The organism is Sphingopyxis sp. SE2, from assembly GCF_032227185.1.
Lineage (GTDB): Bacteria > Pseudomonadota > Alphaproteobacteria > Sphingomonadales > Sphingomonadaceae > Sphingopyxis.
In genome coordinates this window covers 60556-79443 of the sequence record NZ_JAPMXW010000001.1, presented here as the reverse complement: position 1 = coordinate 79443, position 18888 = coordinate 60556, and the positions used below count along the sequence as shown (strand labels likewise).

The 18888-nt window shown below is 66.0% G+C and carries 12 protein-coding genes; 5 read left to right on the top strand and 7 right to left on the bottom strand.

The annotated features are described in order from the left end of the window. Positions 1-14: 14 nt before the first annotated feature. From OVY29_RS00360 to OVY29_RS00350, 3 genes are all read left to right on the top strand, one after another. Positions 15-1589: an N-acyl-D-amino-acid deacylase family protein gene (locus tag OVY29_RS00360; protein ID WP_313910608.1), complete on the top strand. Its 1575-nt coding sequence runs from the start codon at positions 15-17 to the stop codon at positions 1587-1589. A 79-nt stretch (positions 1590-1668) separates the two neighbouring features. Then, positions 1669-2553 (top strand): LysR family transcriptional regulator, encoded by an 885-nt coding sequence (locus tag OVY29_RS00355; RefSeq protein WP_037554162.1) that lies wholly within the window; start codon positions 1669-1671, stop codon positions 2551-2553. A gap of 113 nt (positions 2554-2666) precedes the next feature. After that, entirely contained in the window at positions 2667-3911 is a 1245-nt protein-coding gene (locus OVY29_RS00350) for a dicarboxylate/amino acid:cation symporter (protein ID WP_313910606.1), read from the top strand. A 134-nt stretch (positions 3912-4045) separates the two neighbouring features. Here OVY29_RS00350 and OVY29_RS00345 read toward each other — a convergent pair whose 3' ends face one another. From OVY29_RS00345 to OVY29_RS00325, 5 genes are all read right to left on the bottom strand, one after another. After that, positions 4046-6088, bottom strand: coding sequence for a glycoside hydrolase family 97 protein (locus tag OVY29_RS00345; RefSeq protein WP_409581471.1), 2043 nt, complete (start codon positions 6086-6088; stop codon positions 4046-4048). Further along, the gene (locus OVY29_RS00340) at positions 6081-7697 is read right to left on the bottom strand and encodes an alpha-amylase family glycosyl hydrolase (protein WP_313910604.1); all 1617 of its coding nucleotides are present in this window, start codon (positions 7695-7697) and stop codon (positions 6081-6083) included. The genes OVY29_RS00345 and OVY29_RS00340 overlap by 8 nt, the downstream gene beginning before the upstream one ends. A 48-nt stretch (positions 7698-7745) precedes the next feature. Beyond that, complete coding sequence (locus OVY29_RS00335) at positions 7746-9539, bottom strand: alpha-amylase family glycosyl hydrolase (protein WP_313910603.1); 1794 nt, start codon at positions 9537-9539, stop codon at positions 7746-7748. Then, a complete protein-coding gene (locus OVY29_RS00330; protein ID WP_313910602.1) occupies positions 9536-11044 on the bottom strand; it encodes a tryptophan halogenase family protein in 1509 nt (502 codons plus the stop codon). The genes OVY29_RS00335 and OVY29_RS00330 overlap by 4 nt, the downstream gene beginning before the upstream one ends. 66 nt (positions 11045-11110) lie before the next feature. Next, a complete protein-coding gene (locus tag OVY29_RS00325; RefSeq protein ID WP_081932996.1) occupies positions 11111-13858 on the bottom strand; it encodes a TonB-dependent receptor in 2748 nt (915 codons plus the stop codon). Positions 13859-14178: 320 nt separating this feature from the next. Here OVY29_RS00325 and OVY29_RS00320 point away from each other — a divergent pair, with 320 nt between their 5' ends. Both OVY29_RS00320 and OVY29_RS00315 read left to right on the top strand, forming a co-directional pair. Continuing rightward, positions 14179-15213 (top strand): LacI family DNA-binding transcriptional regulator, encoded by a 1035-nt coding sequence (locus OVY29_RS00320; RefSeq protein ID WP_313910601.1) that lies wholly within the window; start codon positions 14179-14181, stop codon positions 15211-15213. A gap of 110 nt (positions 15214-15323) precedes the next feature. Further along, positions 15324-16847 (top strand): MFS transporter, encoded by a 1524-nt coding sequence (locus tag OVY29_RS00315; protein ID WP_313910600.1) that lies wholly within the window; start codon positions 15324-15326, stop codon positions 16845-16847. Here the strand turns inward: OVY29_RS00315 and OVY29_RS00310 are convergent. After that, complete coding sequence (locus tag OVY29_RS00310) at positions 16831-17514, bottom strand: UTRA domain-containing protein (RefSeq protein ID WP_313910599.1); 684 nt, start codon at positions 17512-17514, stop codon at positions 16831-16833. The genes OVY29_RS00315 and OVY29_RS00310 overlap by 17 nt on opposite strands. After that, positions 17511-18860: a formimidoylglutamate deiminase gene (locus OVY29_RS00305; RefSeq protein ID WP_313912030.1), complete on the bottom strand. Its 1350-nt coding sequence runs from the start codon at positions 18858-18860 to the stop codon at positions 17511-17513. Before OVY29_RS00305 ends, OVY29_RS00310 begins: the two co-directional genes overlap by 4 nt. Between the last annotated feature and the right edge of the window lie 28 nt (positions 18861-18888).

Genomic DNA, 18888 nt, shown 5'->3' with positions numbered 1-18888 from the left:
CGAAAGGACGGTCGATGAAACGCCTGACGCTCTCGCTCGCGGCGCTGCTCGCCACCACCGCGCCCGCCCTCGCCCAGCATTATGACGTGCTGATCCGCGGCGGCACGCTCTACGACGGCACGGGCGCGCCCGCGCGCACCGCCGATGTCGCCATAACGGGCGATCGCATCGCGGCGGTGGGGGCGATCCCGGAAGGAGCGACCGCGACGACGCTGGTCGATGCCGCCGGCCGGATCGTCGCGCCGGGCTTCATCGATCCCCATTCGCACGCGGCGCCGAACATCCAGACGAGGGAGCTCGCCGCCGCGTTGCCGATGCTGCATCAGGGGATCACGACGCTGGCGATCAACCCCGATGGCGGCGGGCCAGCCGAACTCGGTCCGCAGATCGCCGACCTCAAGACCAATATTCCCGGCGTCAACGTCATCCCGCTGATCGGCCACAACGCGGTGCGGCGCGCGGTGATGGGAGATGTCGCGCGCCTCGCCAACGCCGATGAGCAGGCAAAGATGGAGGGGCTGGTCACCGCGGCGATGGCGGCGGGCGCCTATGGCCTGTCCGACGGCCCCTTCTACATTCCCGGCAAATATTCGAACACCGCCGAAATCGTCGGGCTCGCGAAGGCCGCGGCGCGTTTCCCCGGCGCCTTCTACATCAGCCATATCCGCGACGAGGGCAATTACGACATCGGCGTCGTCGCCGCGGTCGACGAAGTGATCACCGTCGCGCGCGAGGCGAAAATTCCGGGCGTCGTTACCCATATCAAGGTGCTGGGGCCGCAGGTCTGGGGCAAGTCGGCCGACGTCATCGCGCATATCGAAAAAGCGCGCGCCGAAGGGCTCGAAATCTGGGCCGACCAATATCCCTATTCGGCATCGGGATCGAGCCTGATGGCCTCGCTCGTTCCCGGCTGGGCGCAGGAGGGCGGCGCGGCGGCGCTCGCCAAGCGGCTGCAGGATCCGGCGATGCGCGCGAAGATCCGCGCCGAGATGGTGCCCAACCTCGAACGGCGCGCGGGACCGCACGCGCTGATGATCCGCAGCTTCGCGCCCGATCCCTCGCTCGAGGGCAAGAGGCTCGACGAGGTCGGCCGGATCAAGGGCATGGACCCGCTCGACGCCGCGATCGAGATGCTGATCGCGGGCGGCGCGCCGACGGTGTCGTTCAACATGAGCGACGCCGATGTCGAAGCCTTCATGCGCCAGCCGTGGACGATGACTTCGACCGACGGCGGGCTGCCGCATTTCGGCAAGACGTCCGAGCATCCGCGCGCCTATGGCGCTTTCCCGCGCAAGCTGCGAGGCTATGTGCTCGACAAGCCGGTGATGCCGATGGCGCAGGCGATCCATGCCGCGACGGGCCTGCCCGCGAAAATCCTCGGCGTCCCCGATCGCGGCCTGCTGCGCGAAGGCGCTTTCGCCGACGTGATCGTCTTCGATCCCGACACGATACGCGACCTTGCGACCTATGAACGGCCGCACGCCTATTCGGTCGGCGTCGATTATGTTTTCGTCAACGGAAAGGCGGCGCTGGCGAAGGGCAGGCCCACCGCCGATCGCCACGGCCGCGTGCTGCTGCGGCCGCGCTGACGCCGGAACCCCGCGGTGCTGCATTGCAAAATATCTTGCCGCAGGCCGGGGCACGGTTAGGGTCTGAACCATGCCGGGGATGAATCTGCGCCATATCGAGATATTCCACGCGGTCTATACCAACGGGTCGGTCAGCGCCGCCGCGCGCGCGCTCAATATTTCGCAGCCGTCGGTGTCGAAGACGCTGCGCCACGCCGAATCGATCCTCGGCTTTCCGCTGTTCGAACGCTCGGCGGGGCGCCTCGTCGCGACCGACGACGCGCACGCGCTGTTCGCCGAGGTCAGCGAGATCCAGGATCGCGTTCACGCGCTGCGCGAAGGTGCGCGCAATCTGCGACGCGGCGCGGGGATGAAGCTGCGCATCTCGGCGCTTCCGTCGCTGGCGCTCGGCGTCCTCCCCGAAGCCGTCGCGCGCTTCCTCATCAGCCACCCGCACGTCAATTTCGACCTGCAGACGGTCCACCACGACGATCTGGTCCGCAAGCTCCAGGAACGCGAAACCGACGTCGCGATCGCGGTCGAAGTGCCGCAGAACGCGCCGATCGGCAGCCGCTGGCTGGGCGAAGGCGAACTGGTCGTTCTCTACCGCGAAGCCGACATTCCCGACGCCCCGCCGCGCCTCGCGCTCGGGAACTTGCGCGAACATCGCTTCATCAGCGTCGCGGCGAGCGGGCCGATCGGAGAGATATTCGTCGAAGAACAGCGCCGGCTCGGGCTCGAATTCGACCATGCGATGTCGGCGCGCACCTTCTATATCGCGACCGCGCTCGTTCGCGCGGGCGTCGGGCTGACGGTCGTCGACAGCTTCACCGCGCAGGCCGCGCTGGCGCCGGGGCTGGCGATCCGCCCGCTGACGCCGCCGCTGACTTTCGACCTTTATGCGATGTATTATCACAATCGCCCCCCCACCGCGCTGACGACCGACTTCCTGAAAGTCGTGGCAGAAATCATCGACGGGATATAGCGACGGGTTATGGATAGACGCACATTCGCTATGCCGTCCGGGCAGCGAGCCCGACTAGGCTTGCCGGCCATGACTTGTCTTCCATCCCATCCCGCCCGACGGGCGGCCGGACGATGATGCGGCGCTGGTTCGCCATTCCGCTCTGGAAGCGCGTGCTCGGCGGGCTGGTGCTCGGACTGCTGCTCGCGCTCGTCTGGCCCGAAGCGGCGCCGAAAGTCGCGGTGTTCGGCGACCTGTTCGTGCGCGCGATCCGGATGCTTGTCGCGCCGATCGTTCTTGTCACCATCGCGGCCGGGATCACCTCGCTCGCCGATCCCAAGCGCCTCGGTCCGCTCGGCGGGCGGACGGTCGGGCTGTTCGCGCTGACGACGGCGATCGCGGTATCGGTCGGCATGGCGGTCGCGCTGCTCGTCGAGCCGGGCGTCGCCGCCCCCGTCGGCACCGCGGCACCGAAGGCGCTGGGCGACCCGGTGCCGCTCTACGACCAGCTTGTCGGCATCATCCCGCTCAACATCGTAGACGCCTTGGCGAAAGGCGACATGCTGGCGCTGATCTTCGTCGCGATCCTCGTCGGCGTCGGCACCGTGCTCACGGGCGAGGCGGGCAAGCCGTTCGCCGGCCTGTTGCAGTCGCTGTCGGCGGTGCTGCTGAAGATCGTCGGGCTGGTGATGGAGGCGACCCCGATCGGCGTGTTCGCGCTGATCGCCAACGCCGTCGCCGCGAACGGCGCCGCGGTCTTCGTCAACATCGGCTGGCTGGCGCTTGCCGTCGTCCTGGGATCGGCGATCCAGATCGTCCTCGTCCACAGCCTGATCCTGCGGCTGCTCGCGCGCCTGCCCGTCCTCACCTTCTTTCGCGGCATCGTCGACGCGCTCGTCGTCGCCTTTTCGACCGCCTCGTCATCGGCGACCTTGCCGGTTGCGATGACCGTCGCGGGCAAGAACCTCGGCATATCATCGAGCGTCTATTCGACCGTGCTGCCGCTCGGCGCGAGCATCGGCAAGGACGGCACCGCCATGTATGTCGGGCTGCTCAGCATCTTCAGCCTGCAGGCCTTCGGCGTGCCGATCGACGCGGGGACCCTCGCGATCGTGCTGCTGACCGGCGCGCTCGCCGCCTTCGGCACCGCCCCCGTTCCCTCGGCGTCGCTCTTCATGCTCGCCGCGGTGCTTTCGGCGGTCGGGGTTCCGCCCGAACAGACCGCGCTGATCGTCGGCTTCGTGCTTCCCTTCGACCGGTTGCTCGACATGACGCGCACGGTGCCGAGCGCCAGCGCCAACCTGACCGTCGCAACCACCGTCGCGCGCTGGGAAGGCGAGCTCGACCAGGCTGTCTATCGCGCGCCGCCGCGACGCTAGACGGCACGATCATTCCAAATTGAATCGTCATCCCGGCGAAGGCCGGGATCTCGCCGGTGCGTCAGGCCGGGGCGATGAGATCCCGGCCTTCGCCGGGATGACGGGATAAATGACGCGTTCCAGAGTCCTTCGAACTATTTCCCCGGCGCGACGCGCATCGCGGCGCCGCCGCCCGGGGCGAGCCATAGTTTATAGGTGTCGCCCTTCTTCACCTTGATCACCTCATAAGCGATCCGGTGTCGCGCTTCGTTGAGATAGGTGGCGCCCTCGCCGTCTTTCCAGATCGTCGCGGTATAGGTCTTGCCCGGGTCGAGGAAATCGAAGCTCAGCGTCAGCGTGCGTTCGGTCGCGTCATTGACCCCGCCGACATACCAGTCGGCGCTTTTGCGGTCCTTGCGCGCGAAGATCGCATAGTCGCCGACCTCGCCCGCGATCAGCTTGCTTTCGGCCCAGTCGGCCGGAACCGCCTTGATGAATTCGAGCTCGCGCGGATGCGCCTCGAGATTCTCGATGAAGTCGGCGGCCATCTGAATCGGCGAATAGAGGGCGAGATAGAGGCCGAGCTGCTTGGCGAGGGTCGACGCGAAGGGCGCCTTGTTCGAGCCTTCGAGGCTCAGCACCCCCGGCGTATAGTCCATCGGTCCCGAGAGCATGCGCGTGTAGACGAGCGTCGGTTCATGGTCGGGGCCGCTGCCGAAATCGCTCCACGCATTATATTCCATGCCGCGCGCGCCCTCACGCGCCACCCAGTTCGGATAGGTCCGGCGAAGCCCGGTATCCTTCACCGGCTCGTGCGGGTTGACGGCGACCTTGTACTTCGCCGCGGTCTGGACGACCTTCAGATGGTGCTGCACCTGGCGCTGGCCGTCGTGCCATTCCATGCGCGTCGTCCCCGGCGTGTCACCCGGCGCGATGATGCCACCGGCGTCGGCGACATAGCCGGTTTTCACCGCCTTGACGCCAAGCTCGCCATAAAGCTTCATCGCATCGTCGAGCTGCGCCTCGTAAACCGCGATATTGCCGCCGGTTTCATGATGACCGATCAGCGTCACGCCCTTCTTGCGCGCGTAATCGGTGACCGCCTTCAGGTCGAAATCGGGATAGGCTTCGGTGAAGCTGAACTCGTCGCCATGGCCGAACCAGTTGCCGTTCCAGCCCTTGTTCCAGCCCTCGACGAGCACGCCGCCGAAGCCGTGCTTCGCCGCGAAGTCGATATATTGCTTGGTGCGTTCGGTCGTCGCGCCATGCTTGGGACCCTCGGCCCAGCTCCAGTCGCCGCGGATCATGCCCCACCAGATGCCGATATATTTCATCGGCTTGAACCAGCTGACGTCGCCCAGCTTGTTCGGCTCGTTGAGGTTGAGTTCGAGGTCGCTTTCGACGAGGTCCGCCGCATTGTCGGCGATACGGATCGTCCGCCACGGGGTCGCGAACGGCAGGTCGCGGATGACGCGCGGCCCCCGCGACGACGGAGAAAGGGTGGCGCGGAATTTCCGCCCCTCGACGCGCTTGAACCACATACCCGCATAGTCGACGAGCGCGGCTTCGTGGAACGACAGATGGGTGCCATCGTCGAGGCGCATCGTGATCGGCGTGTGCGCGGTCGACACCGCCTCGATCGGCGTTTGCTGATAAATCTGCTCGTAGCGGTTCCATTCGCCGCCGGCGATCCACCAGGCGGTTCCCTCCGGCACGATGTCGAATTCGGTGATCTCGTCGGCGATCTTCGCGGTCTGGAGCCCCGCCTGCTCAGGGAGTTCATAGCGGAAGCCGATGCCGTCGTCGAACAGGCGGAACCGCACGTTCATCGCATGCCCGCCCCAGCTTTCATTCTGGCGGAAGCGGACGAGCAATTCGTTGTGCCGGTCGCGGACGAAGCGGCGTTCGCCCCACGGCTGCTCCCAGCGCGTGTCGGCGCTCGCGCGCTCGGCGCTCTCGATCGAAAAGCCGCGCTGGAGCGCGATGCCGTCGGTCAGCAGAAAGCCGAGCTTCGACGGTGCGATGAGCAGCTTGCCCTTCCGCGTCAGCGACCAAGTCGGCCGCTGGTCGTTGTCGGTCGAAACGGTCAGCACGATGCTGCCGTCGGGCGACGCGGCGGTTTGCTGCGGCCGCGCGTCCTGCGCCGCGGCGGGGACCGTGGCGGCGAGCAGCGGGAGGGCGACGAACAGGCTACGCATCATTTTTTCCTTCGAGTTTCAGCCAGAGGGCGCCGCACGGCGGCAAATGCGCCGGATCGGCGCCGTTCAATTCAATGATCGGCTGGGCGCCAGCCCCATGCGACGCGAGACCGATCGTCGCGCCGCCGAGATTGAAGAGGCAGCGGAGATGCTCTCCATTCGCGACACGGTCGAAACCGAGAAGGTCGCCCTCGGCGATCCAGTTTGCGTTCGCGCCGAGCCGCAGCGCCGGGTGCGCGGCGCGCAGGGCGACGAGACGGCGGGTGAGGTTGAGCAGCGAGACGGGGTCGCCATGCTGCCGGTCGACCGCAAGATCGCCGTGCGCAGCGCCGAGCGGCAGCCAGGGATCGACGCTCGAAAAACCCGCATGGCTTTCGCCCGCCGCCCAAGGCAGCGGCGTCCGCGCGCCGTCGCGCGACAGGGTGAGCGGCCAGTTCTTGAGCGCTTCGGGATCCTTGACGAGTTCGAACGGAATCTCGACCTGATCGAGCCCGAGTTCCTCGCCATTATAGATGATGATATTGCCGCGCAGCGCGCAAAGCAGCGCCATCTTCATCCGCGCGAAGGCGGCGGGATCGACGCCTTCGGGGGTCCAGCGCGACAGCGCGCGCGGCGCGTCGTGATTTTCGAACGCCCAACTCGGCCAGCCGATCCCCGGCGCGTCGGGCCAGCTCTCGGCCGCCTCACGCACGAGCTGCGGCGTCAGCTGGCCTGCATAGAGGAAGTCGAAGCCATAGGCGCTGTTCAGCCGCCGGTCGCCCGCGGTGAACAGCTTCATCTCGCGCGCCGCATCGTCGCCGCCGACCTCGGCGACGGTGAAGCGGCCCGGATATTGGTCGGTCAGCGCGCGGATGCGTTCGAGGAACAGCGGAATGTCGGGGTGCGACTGATTATGGATTTTCTGCTGGAAATCGAACGGCCGCGTGCGCGGCTTGTTCGACGGCGGCGCAGGCGGATTGTCGCGCAGCTCGGGGTCGTGCATCGAGAAGTTGATCGCATCGATGCGAAAGCCGTCGACGCCGCGGTCGAGCCAGAAGCGCACGACATCGAGCAGCGCGTCCTGCACATCGGGGTTGTGGACGTTGAGTTGCGGCTGCGAGCCGAGGAAATTGTGCATATAATATTGGCCGCGCCGCGCGTCCCACGTCCACGCCGGCCCGCCGAATACCGACTGCCAGTTGGTCGGCGGCGAACCGTCCGCCTTGGCATCGGCCCAGACATACCAGTCGGCCTTGTCGCCATGCTTGCTCGCGCGGCTTGTCGCGAACCAGCCGTGCTTGTCCGACGTGTGCGCGAAGACGAGGTCGGTGGTGACCTTCAGCCCCAGCGCATGCGCGCGCGCGACCAGCGCGTCGAAATCCTCGAGCGTGCCGAAGATCGGATCGACGCCCTGATAATCGGCGATGTCGTAACCGAAATCGTCCATCGGCGAGGGGTAGAAGGGCGACAGCCAGATGGCATCGACGCCCAATGAGGCGATATAGTCGAGCCGCGCGGTGATGCCGGCAAGGTCGCCGATGCCGTCGCCGTTCGAATCGGCGAAGCTGCGCGGATAGACCTGATAGATCGCCGCGCCCTTCCACCAAGGCGTGGTCGCCGCGGCGGTCATGGTCTGGTCCTGAACGAGGGGGCTGTTCGTCGTCACGCTTGCTTTCGCTTATTCGCTGGCCTGGCAGATGATCGTGCCGAAGGCGGGGAGAGAAAGATGGAGGCTGCCCGGCGCGGCGGGTGCGGCCGGGCAATCGCCGAGGAGCGCGGTAAAGCCCGCGCTTTTCATATCGATGGCAATATTCGCCGACAGCGGCGCCGCAGACGTGTTGAAAGCGAGCAGCACCTCGCGCCCGGTGTCGGGGTCGAAACGCGAAACGGCGAGCAGGCCCGGCTTGTCGGAGAAGGCGCGGACCTTGGTGGCGCCGCGCGTCAATGCGGTGGTCTTGCGGCGGATTTCGGCGAGCGCGGCGATATGGCGATAGAGCGGGTGCGCGGGATCGAAATTGGCGGTCGCGGTCGTCGCGTCGCTGCCGATCAGGTCGTTGTCGTTATAGGCTGCAACCTGTGACGCGAACATGTCCTCGCGCGCGAGCTGATCCTTGTCGTCCGAAACGAAACCCTGCTCGTCGCCATAATAGATCGTCGGCACGCCGCGCAGCGTCAGCAGCATCGCATGGCCGAGCATCACGCGCTGGAGCAGTTCGGCCTCGCTCGCCTTTGGGTTCGCCGCCTTCACGAACATCGAAAAGCGGCCCATGTCGTGATTGCCGAGGAAGGTCGGCAGCTGCTGCGCCGCCCCTGCCCCGCCCTTGTAGAGCGCGTCGCCGTCGAACAGCCGCGCAAACTGATCCGTGCCCTTCGTGCCGCTGACCGCGTCGATCGCGGCGCGCGCGAAGCCGAAGTCGAGCACCGCGGGCAGGCCCGCGGCATGCGTGTACCAGGCGAGCGCGCCGGGATCGACGGCATCGACATAGACTTCGCCGAATATATGGAAATTGGGGATGCCGCGGGCCTTCGCGCGCGCAAGCATCGCGGGGACGAACGCCTGCCAGAATTCGGGGTTCACATGCTTGGCGGTGTCGATGCGAAAGCCGTCGATCCCGAATTCGTCGATCCAGCGGCCATAGATGTCGATGAAGCCCTGGACCACCTGCGGATGTTCGGTGGCGAGATCGTCGAGCCCGGAGAAGTCGCCGTACAGCGCGGACTCGCCAACCCAGTCGCTGTTGCCGCGATTGTGATAATAGATCGGGTCGTTGAGCCAGGCCGGCACCTTCACCCGCTCCTCGTCCTTTGGGACGACGGGGGTGTAGGCGAAGGCCGGGTCGGTCAGCTTCGACCAGTTTTCGGCATCGGCGACATGATCGCCCGCGAAGTCCGGGTTGATCGGCGCGCCTTCGACCCCGCCGCGCCGCGAGAAGGGATAGTCGGCGAGGCTGTGGTATCGGAAGCCTCCGGCCGCATCCTCGCGGTAGGTGATCACGTCGGCGGTGTGGTTGGCGATGATGTCCATATAGACCTTCATGCCGCGCGCGTGCACCGCGTCGACGAAGGCTTTGAACTCTTCATTGGTGCCGAAATGCGGATCGACCTGGGTGAAATCGGTGACCCAATAGCCGTGGTAGCCCGCGCTCTCCTCGCCCTTCGGCCCCTGCACCGGCTTGTTCTTGAAGATCGGCGCGAACCAGATCGCGGTGGCGCCCAGTCCCTCGATATAATCGAGCCGCTTCGTCAGACCCGCAAGGTCGCCGCCGTGGAAGAAGCCCTTCGCAGCGGGATCATAGCCCGTCGCGAGCCGGCCGCCCTTGAGCCCGCCCTTGTCGTTCTTCGGATCGCCGTTCTCGAAACGGTCGGGAAGGACGAAATAGATGACCTCGTCCTCGGGCGGCCGCTGGCGGTAATCGGCGGCGGGCACGGCGCCGGCGAGGCTCAGCGCGATCAACGGGGCGAACAGGCTCATGCGGGCACTCCTGCCGCGCAATGCTGCGCGATGAATTCTTCGTGGCGGGGCAGATGCGACGCGGTGCGCGCGACGATCGTTTCGATGTCGGCGAAAAAGCCCGCCAGTTCGTCGTCGGTGAGCTGGTCGGCCATCGGGTGATAGCCGTCGGGCATGATATTCTGCCCTGTCAGCACCTGAAACCAGCCGATTTCGATGAACAGTTCGTCGCCCTCGCGGACGATCTGGCCTTGGCTTTTGAACAGCGCGATCTTGCGCGCGAGCGTTTCGGGAATTTCCATCTCGCGGCAGCGGATCCAGAAGGGCGCGTCGGTGCGCTGATTGGCGTGATAGTGGAGGATGATGAAGTCGCGGATACGCTCGTAGTCGAAACGCACGCGGCGGTTATAGGCGTCGATATTGGCGGCGTCGAAATCGCGATCGGGAAAATGCGCGAGTAGCTTGGCGATGCCGTTCTGGATCAAATGGATGCTCGTCGATTCGAGCGGTTCGAGGAAACCCGAGGCCAGCCCCAGCGCAACGACATTGCCGTTCCATGCCCTGCTGCGCATGCCCGTCTTGAAACGCAGTGTGCGTGGTTCGGCTAGCGGGCGTCCCTCGATATTGGCGAGCAGGGTCGCAGTCGCTTCATCCTCGCCGATGAAGTCGCTGCAAAAGACATGGCCGTTGCCCGTCCGGTGCTGGAGCGGGATGCGCCATTGCCAGCCCGCCTTGTGCGCGATCGCCTGCGTATAGGGTCGCGCCGGGCCGACGTTCTCGCTCGGTACCGCGATCGCGCGGTCGCACGGAAGCCAGCGCGTCCAATCCTCGAAGCCGGTTTCGAGCGCCTGCTCGATCAGCAGCGCGCGAAAGCCCGAGCAGTCGATGAAAAGCTCGCCGCCGATTTCCTCGCCATTTTCGAGGACAACGGCTCCGATATGGCCGCTCGCGCCATTGCGTTTGACGCTTTCTATCTTGCCCTCGGTTCGCACGACGCCTGCACCCTCTGCGACCTTGCGCAGATAGGCAGCATAGAGCGCGGCGTCGAAATGAAAGGCATAGGCGATGCCGTCGAGGCCGGTGTTCGGGATTTGGGGCAGCCGCGCGAAGCGGTTCTGACGCGCCGCCGTTTCGTTCAGCGAATAGTCGCCCAGCCGGCCCGCGACGCCCTCGGCCCGGCCGCGCAGCCAATATTGCGGAAACTGGAGCATGCCGAGGCTGCGCCCGATCTGCCCGAAGGCGTGCATATAGCTATCGCCGAGGCGGCCCCAGTCGCGAAACTCGATGCCGAGCTTGAACGTACCCCGCGTCTCGCGGACGAATTCATCCTCGTCGATGCCGATCAGCGCGTTGAACAGCCGGATCGCCGGGATGGTCGCCTCGCCGACGCCGACGGTGCCGATTTCGTCGCTCTCGACCAGCCGGATCGACAGGTTATCCATCGTGCGCGACAGCGCCGCGGCCGCCATCCAGCCCGCGGTGCCGCCACCCACGATCACCACCTTCGTGATGCGACTATCGCCCACGCTGTTCCTTCCCTCTCGTCCGGCACCTGCGACGAGCGGGCCGGACGTGCCGGCCCGCGCATCGGATCAGAACTTGTAGGTGACGCCCGCCATGAAGTTGCGACCATAATTCTGATAGTCGCGGATCTGGCGCGGATCATTGTTGTAATAGGTCACGAACGGTTCGTTGGTCAGGTTCGACGCCTGGAGCAGGATGCCCAGCCCCTCTAGCGCGCCGCTCTGGAAGGTATAGCCGATCTGCGCATCGACGACCATTTCGCTCTTCGCCGTCACCAGATCGCGCTTGAGGCTGAGACCCGAAACCTCGGCGAGGAATTTGGAGCGATAGCGGCCCGAAATGCGCGCTTGGAAGCCCGCCTTTTCGAAATAGGCGGTACCGTTCACGACCCAGCGCGACAGGCCGGGCAACGCGATCGGATCGGCGCTTCCTTCGCGGACGCGGCTCTGGGTATAAGAGCCGCTCGCCAGCACGCCGAACCCGTCGAGCGCCTGTGTGAAGGTCGCAAGGGGCAGCGAGAGCGACGCTTCGGCGCCATAGACGCGCCCACCGTTGCCGTTGCGCCACTGGTTGGCCAACCCCTGATAGGTGGCGACCGTGCCGCCGTCCGGAATTTCGAAGCCGGTGAAGTCGAACGCGTCGCTTTGGCGGTAGATATAATTTTCGAGATATTTGTAGAAACCGCCCACCGACACATAGGCGCCCTGGCCGAAATATTTTTCGAACGCGATATCGACCGTGTCGGCCATCAGCGGCCGCAGCTTCGCATTACCCAGATCGAGCGACCAGGGCGACGCTTCGATGTCGGTGTTGTTGCGCTTCGACGCGTCGAAATTGACGCCGCCGCCGGGCTTCAGCTGATCCATGCGCGCCCGCGCCAGCATACGGGCAGCCCCGAAGCGCAGGAAAGTGTTGTCGGCGAATTCGACCGTCAGGTTCAGGCTGGGCAGGAAGTCGGTATAGGTCGCGCCGTCGGTCACCGGCGTCGACTGCACCTGTCCGCCGACGACCTGCGCATAGAAGCTCGATGCCGTCTGGTCGCTATGGACGATCTGGAGACCGACATTGCCGCGGATCGGCGTGTCGCCCGTATCGGCGTCGAAATTGGCCTGGATGAAGCCGGTCAGCACTTTTTCGCGGACATTATAGTCGTTGAAGATGCGGCCCGGCGTCCAGCCTGCTTCGTCGGTGAGCACATAGTTGCCGTCGTTGTAATAGCGCCAGCTGTCGAACGCGACCATGCCGGGGATGCCGATGAAGTCGAGCGACACCGGGTCGTAGAGATAATCGGCGGGCACCGCGGTGTTGGCCGGATAAGCGTTGCTGGTCAGCACGAAGCCGCGATCGTCGAGGCTCTTTTCGCGATCCGAATAATTGGCGCCGACGCGCAGGCTGCTGATCACCCCATCGAGTTCCTGGGTCGCCTGCAGGCGCAGCGATTTCAGCTCGTCCTTGATCTTGGGCGTGTTGACGAAGCCGTCCTGGCAATTGGGAACCGCGCCGCCGCAGCTGTTCCAGCCTTGCGGATCGGTGATGAGGAACAGGTTCGGATCGGCATAGTCGAGCGACGGATCGAGGATGATGCCGCCCTTCGGCCGCAACTGGAACCCGAGCGCGGTTTCGCGCGCGCCGACGCCCGCACCGCGCCCGGTGCCGAGATAGATTTCGAGATTTTCCTCGGTCTTCTTGAGCCGCGAATAACCGAGATCGAGTTCGAGCGTCAGTCGTTCATTGGGCTTAAACTGGGTGTTCCAGCCGCCGGCGATGATCGTCGAGTCGCGGTGGACGACGTCGTTGCGCATCACCGCTTCGGTGCCCGACCACGTGCCCGACGTCACCAAACCATCTTCGATCGTGAAATCGGTCAGAGTCGAATTGCCCCATGCCAGCGGCAGTTCGATGCCGCGCAGCCGCTGGTCGTCCTTGAACTTCGACCAATAGCCGTCGATCGTCATGTGCAACCGGTCGCTCGGCTCCCATTCGACAACCGCCATCACGCCGTCGCGCTTCAGCTCGTTCGATTTCACATAGGGCTTGGCACCGCCGATCAGGAAGGCGGTGTTCGTCCCGTCGGTCAGCTCGGGATAGCCCCAGGCGTTGAAGCGTTCTTCCGCGGTCGGCGACTGCATGCGCGCGTAACCGATCGCCCAGCCGAGCGTGCCATCGGCATTCTGGTCGATATAGGAGATATTGGCGCGATAGCCCTTGTTCGAAATGTCGGGGTTGAGCTTGCCGAGATCGTTGACCTCGAAGCGCGCGCCCGCGGCGATCGCGCGGCGGCCATAGGCGAGCGGGCGCACCGTCCGCATGTCGATCGTGCCGCCGAGCGCCTGCCCGATCAGCGACGCGTCGGGGGTCTTGTAGACGACGGCACCGTTCAAGAGTTCGGACGGATATTGGTCGAGTTCGACGCCGCGGTTGTTGCCCGCCGAAACCTGTTCGCGGCCGTTGAGCAGGGTCGTGGTGAAATCGGGGGCGAGGCCGCGGATCGAGACGACGTTGGCGCGGCCGTCGAGGCGCTGCGTCGCGAGGCCCGGCAGGCGCGACAGCGATTCGGCGATCGACAGGTCGGGCAGCTTGCCGATGTCTTCGGCCGAAATCACCTCGACGATCGAGGTGTTCGCCTTCTTGGCCTGCACCGAATTGTTGATCGCGCCGCGGATGCCGGTGACGACGATGGCGTCTTCGGTCGGCGCTTCGCCTGCGGGTGCGGTGTCCGCATCCTGCGCCATCGCGGCGCCGGGCACGAAGGCGGTCAAGGCGAGGCCGAGCGCAATGGCGCTGGCATCCCGGCGAAACTTGGTCGGCATGGTCATTTGTGGCTCCCCTGGCACGGACGGGCGGTCTTGACCCGTGCATCGGACCGGGGACGCGGGGCGTCCGTCAGGCTCCTCTCCGATGCGTGGGCTTTCCCATCTTGAGCCTCGCAATTGAAACCAATCGCGGCGTGCTGCCATAGGGTATACGTATACGCATAATATGCAGACCCGCCTACTGTCGCAGAAATACCACGCTTTCGGCGCGGGAAACCGCGAGTGTCGGCCCCGTGCAAATTCTTGGCATCGAGCGGACCAATCGCTAGTCTCCGGTATCGGCGGCGGCCATCGACGAGAGCCGCGGCCTCAGGGAGAGAGAGATGGGGCGCCGGCCCTCTGCCAAGCCGACGAGCTTCGATATCGCCTATCTGGCCGGCGTGTCCCAGCCGACCGTGTCGCGCGCGCTACGCGGCAGCAAGTCGGTGAGCGCCGCGACCCGCGCGAACATCGAACGCATTGCGCGCGAGCTCAACTACACCGTCGACAAAAATGCGTCGAGCCTGCGCTCGCAGCGCACCCACACGCTCGCATTGCTCTTTTTCGAAGACCCCACCCCCGACCAGTCGATGATCAACCCCTTTTTCCTGTCGATGCTCGGGTCGATCACGCGCCAGTGCGCGCTGCGCGGCTATGACCTGCTCATCAGCTTCCAGCAGATGCACAACGACTGGCACGTCGCCTATCAGGACAGCCACCGCTCCGACGGCATCATCCTGCTCGGATACGGCGATTATCAACTCTATCGTTCAAAGCTCGAGCATCTGGTCGAAATGGACACGAAATTCGTCCGCTGGGGATCGGTGTCCGACGACAGCATCGGGCTCACGGTCGGATCGGACAATGTCGGTGCGGGGATGCAGGCGGGACGGCACCTGATCGAAATCGGGCGACGCACCATCGCATTCCTCGGCGACGCGTCGGACCATGCGCCCGAGTTTCAGGATCGCTACGCCGGCCTGTGCCGGGCGATGGAGGGCGCAGGCCTGTCGCCCGACCCCGCGCTACAGCGCGACGCCGTGTCGTCGGAGGAATCGGGTCACGCCGCCGCGCGGGCGCTGCTCGCAAGCGGGCGCGCGTTCGACGCGATTTTCGCCGCCAGCGATCTGATCGCGATCGGCGCGATGCGCGCACTGACCGAGGCGGGGCGCCGCCTGCCCCAAGATGTCGCGATCATCGGCTTCGACGATATCCCGGCGGCGAACCTGACCTCGCCGACGCTGACCACGGTGATGCAGGATATGAAGAGCGCGGGCGAACTGCTCGTCGACGCGCTGCTCCGCCGCCTCGACAATCTGCCTGTCGAACGCAGCATTCTGCCGACGCGGCTGATCAAGCGGCAGAGCACGGCGGTCTAGCTCGCCCGACGAACGTATTCGTATACGCACCAGCCGCGCGGCTTGCCCTCGCTCCCCCGCGCTGCAATCGTCACGCCGCGTGCCGCGCCAGCGCCGCCGGGGAGAGAGATATGGAAAAGCCGGCACAGGGCTTTCGCGGCCTGTGGAACATCAGCTTCGGCTTTCTGGGAATCCAGATCGGCTTCGCGCTGCAGAATGCCAATATGAGCCGCATCTTCCAGACGCTCGGCGCCGAACTCGAATCGCTGCCCGCGCTCTGGATCGCCGCGCCGCTCACCGGCCTGCTCGTCCAGCCGGTCATCGGCCATATGTCCGACCGCACCTGGCTCGGGCGCCTCGGGCGGCGGCGTCCCTATTTTCTCGCCGGCGCGATCCTCGCCGCGCTCGCCTTGCTGATCATGCCCGAATCCTCGGTGCTCTGGTTCTCGGTGCTGATGCTCTGGATTCTCGACGCGTCGATCAATGTCTCGATGGAGCCGTTTCGCGCCTTCGTCGGCGACATGCTGCGCCGCGACCAACACAGCATCGGCTATGCGGTGCAGACCTTCTTCATTGGCGTCGGCGCGGTCGCGGGATCGGCCTTCCCCTGGCTGCTCGACCATCTCGGCGTCGCCAACACGGCGGCGCCGGGCGAGATCCCCGACACCGTGCGCTACAGCTTCTGGGCGGGCGGCCTCGTCTTCTTCCTCTCGGTGCTGTGGACCGTGCTCACGACGCGCGAATATTCGCCCGAAGAAATGGCGGCCTTTGCCGGGAGCGATGCCGTTGCCGACAGCCCCGCCACCCCCCGCCTGCTCGCCGCGCGCAGCTTTACGGGCAGCGCGATCTGGGCCGGCGCCGGTCTTGCCGTCGCCTTCCTCGTCGCCGAGTTCGGCCTCGAAAAGGAGATGTATCTGCTCGCAGCGCTTATCGCGGGCTATGGCCTCGCCAGCGCGGCCGCGATCGCGCTCGCCCGCGCGGGACGCAGCAACAATATGCTCGCGCATATCGTCGGCGACTTCGCGGGCATGCCGCCGGTGATGAAGAAGCTCGCGCTCGTCCAGTTCTTCAGCTGGTCGGCGCTGTTCATCATGTGGATCAACACCACCCCCGTCGTCGCGCAATATATGTTCGGCAGCAGCGATCCCGCATCGCCTGCCTATCAGGCGGGGGGAAATTGGGTCGGCGTCCTGTTCGCGACCTATAATGCCGTCGCGGCGATCGCCGCGCTGACCCTGCTGCCATGGTTGTCGCGGCGCGTCGGGCAGGCGCGCACGCACATGATCTGCCTGCTCGTCGGTGCTGCCGGGTTCGTAAGCTTCCTCTTCCTGCGCGATCCGCAGGCCCTGCTCCTCGCCGAGGTGGCGATCGGCATCGCATGGGCCTCGATCCTCGCCATGCCTTATGCGATCCTCGCATCCAACCTGCCGCAGGCAAAGCTCGGCATCTATATGGGGCTGTTCAATATATTCGTCGTCATACCCCAGCTTCTGGTCGCCACAGTCATGGGTCAGGTGATGAAGGCGCTGTTCCCCGGCGAGCCGGTTTATACGATGGGCTTCGCGGCGGCCGCGTGGGCGATCGCCGCGATCGCGATGCTGCGCATCGTCCCGACGGTCCCGCATGATCGCGATGGCGTCACGGACCCGCGTTGAATTCGGCAACCAGGTCGAAGCGATCGCCGCGGAACAATTGTCGGACGTGGGTGACGACGCGGCCCGCGCGCCACGTCGTGCGGTCGAGTTCGAGGCACGCCGCGCCGGGACCGATTCCCAAAAGCGCCGTTTCCTTGCGCACCGGGTTCACCGCGCGAATAACGTGGCGCGCCTGCGTCCACGGGATATGGCCGAGCAACCAGGTCCCCGGGGCCTCCTTCGCAAAGTCCGCGTCCGCCGCAGCGGGCACTTCGCCGAGCGCGATGAAGCGCCGTTCGAGCGCGAAGGGCTCGCCTGCCGCCCTGTGCACGCCCTCAATGCGCAGCGCCGGCCCCGCGAGCGGTTCCTCGCCGGTATCGTCCGTGTCGATGATCGATATCAGGTCCCAGCGATAGGCCTCGCCGCGCGCCGCGATCAGTTCGGCGAGATCGGGCACCGTCATCACCGCCGAATGAACGGGCGGGTGCGCGACGAACGTCCCCGCCTTGCGCCGCCGCTCGACCAGCCCCGACGCCGCCAGCTCGCCAAGCGCCTTGCTCACCGTCGCGCGCGCGCAGCCGTAGCGCGCGGCCAGTTCCTGCTCGGTCGGCACGCGGTCGCCGGGGCGCCATTCGCCCGAGCGGATCGCGGCAGCGATCTCGTCGCGGATGCGCCGCGCCGGGTTCACGCGAGCAACCGTGCGATGCAGGCGCGGTAGGTCGCGGCGATCGCATCGGCCTCGACATGGCATCCCTTATCGACGCGCTTGACACCCGCGCGCCACACGCTGTCGATCGCCCCGGCACGGGCGGCGAAAATCCAGCGGTCGAGCAGGGTCGCTTCGTCGGTTCCGGCGAAGGAGGGGTGATCGAGATCGAGCGAGACGATGTCGGCGGCATGGCCGACGGCGAGCCCCGCCGGCACGCCGAGCGCCTGCGCTCCGCCCGCGACGGCCCGCGCAAAGAGGTTGGCGCCGACGAAGGGCGATTCCTCGCTCGCCAGCAAGGCGCGGGCGCGCTCCGCGAGACGCTGCGAATATTCGAGCGCGCGAAGCTCCTGCGCCGCATCGACGAGGATATTGCTGTCGGTACCGACCCCGAAGCGTCCGCCCGCGCCCAGATAATCGGTCGCCGGAAAGATGCCGTCACCGAGATTGGCTTCGGTGACCGGGCAGAGCCCGGCGACCGCGCCGCTTGCAGCGAGGCGCGCGACCTCGTGCGCCGCAAGGTGGGTGGAGTGGATGAGGCACCAGCGTTCGTCGGCCCCGACATTGTCGAGCAGCCATTCGACCGGCCGCGCGCCGCTCCACGCGACGCAGTCGGCGACCTCCTTCACCTGTTCGGCGGCATGGATATGCACCGGCCCGGCCGGTGACATTTCGAGCAGCGCGCGGAGCTCTTCGGGCGTCACGGCGCGAAGCGAGTGCGGCGCGACGCCGATATTGGCGTCGTCCGCGAGCTTGCCTCGCGCCGCGTCGAGCAGCGCGGCGAAGCCGTCGATGTCATTGAGGAAACGCCGCTGCCCCGCGCTAGGCGGCACAGCGCCGAAATTGCCGTGCGCGTAGAAAACGGGAAGCAGCGTCAGCCCGATCCCCGTCGCCGCGCTCGCCGCTGCGATCGCGCCCGCCATCTCGGCGGAGTCGGCATAGGCCGCGCCCGCCGGATCGTGATGGAGATAATGAAACTCGCCGACGCGCGTGAAGCCGGTCTCGAGCATCTCGGCATAGGCCTGCGCGGTGATCGCCGCGACATCCTCGGGCGTCAGCCGGTCGAGGAAGCGGTACATGATCTCGCGCCAGCTCCAGAAATTGTCGTCGGGACGGCTGCGACGCTCCGAAAGTCCAGCCATGCCGCGCTGGAAGCCGTGGCTGTGGACGTTGCAGAGGCCGGGCAGGCCGGCGCGATGCCGTTCGTCGGCGCCATCCGCTGCAACGCTCGTTTCGACCGCGGCGATCCGCCCGTCCGCGATACGCAGCCGCACGCCCTTTTCCCAGCGGTTGCCGATCCATGCGCGTTCGAACCAGAGCGAAACCATCATCCGTCCTCATATTATGTCTAGACAT

What these genes read in the sequence shown, in the direction of transcription:
- OVY29_RS00360 (WP_313910608.1), top strand. Translation starts at nt 15, where the DNA reads ATGAAACGCCTGACGCTCTCGCTCGCGGCGCTGCTCGCCACCACCGCG.
- OVY29_RS00355 (WP_037554162.1), top strand. Translation starts at nt 1,669, where the DNA reads ATGAATCTGCGCCATATCGAGATATTCCACGCGGTCTATACCAACGGG.
- OVY29_RS00350 (WP_313910606.1), top strand. Translation starts at nt 2,667, where the DNA reads ATGATGCGGCGCTGGTTCGCCATTCCGCTCTGGAAGCGCGTGCTCGGC.
- OVY29_RS00345 (WP_409581471.1), bottom strand. Translation starts at nt 6,088, where the DNA reads ATGCGTAGCCTGTTCGTCGCCCTCCCGCTGCTCGCCGCCACGGTCCCC.
- OVY29_RS00340 (WP_313910604.1), bottom strand. Translation starts at nt 7,697, where the DNA reads ATGACCGCCGCGGCGACCACGCCTTGGTGGAAGGGCGCGGCGATCTAT.
- OVY29_RS00335 (WP_313910603.1), bottom strand. Translation starts at nt 9,539, where the DNA reads ATGAGCCTGTTCGCCCCGTTGATCGCGCTGAGCCTCGCCGGCGCCGTG.
- OVY29_RS00325 (WP_081932996.1), bottom strand. Translation starts at nt 13,858, where the DNA reads ATGACCATGCCGACCAAGTTTCGCCGGGATGCCAGCGCCATTGCGCTC.
- OVY29_RS00320 (WP_313910601.1), top strand. Translation starts at nt 14,179, where the DNA reads ATGGGGCGCCGGCCCTCTGCCAAGCCGACGAGCTTCGATATCGCCTAT.
- OVY29_RS00315 (WP_313910600.1), top strand. Translation starts at nt 15,324, where the DNA reads ATGGAAAAGCCGGCACAGGGCTTTCGCGGCCTGTGGAACATCAGCTTC.
- OVY29_RS00305 (WP_313912030.1), bottom strand. Translation starts at nt 18,860, where the DNA reads ATGGTTTCGCTCTGGTTCGAACGCGCATGGATCGGCAACCGCTGGGAA.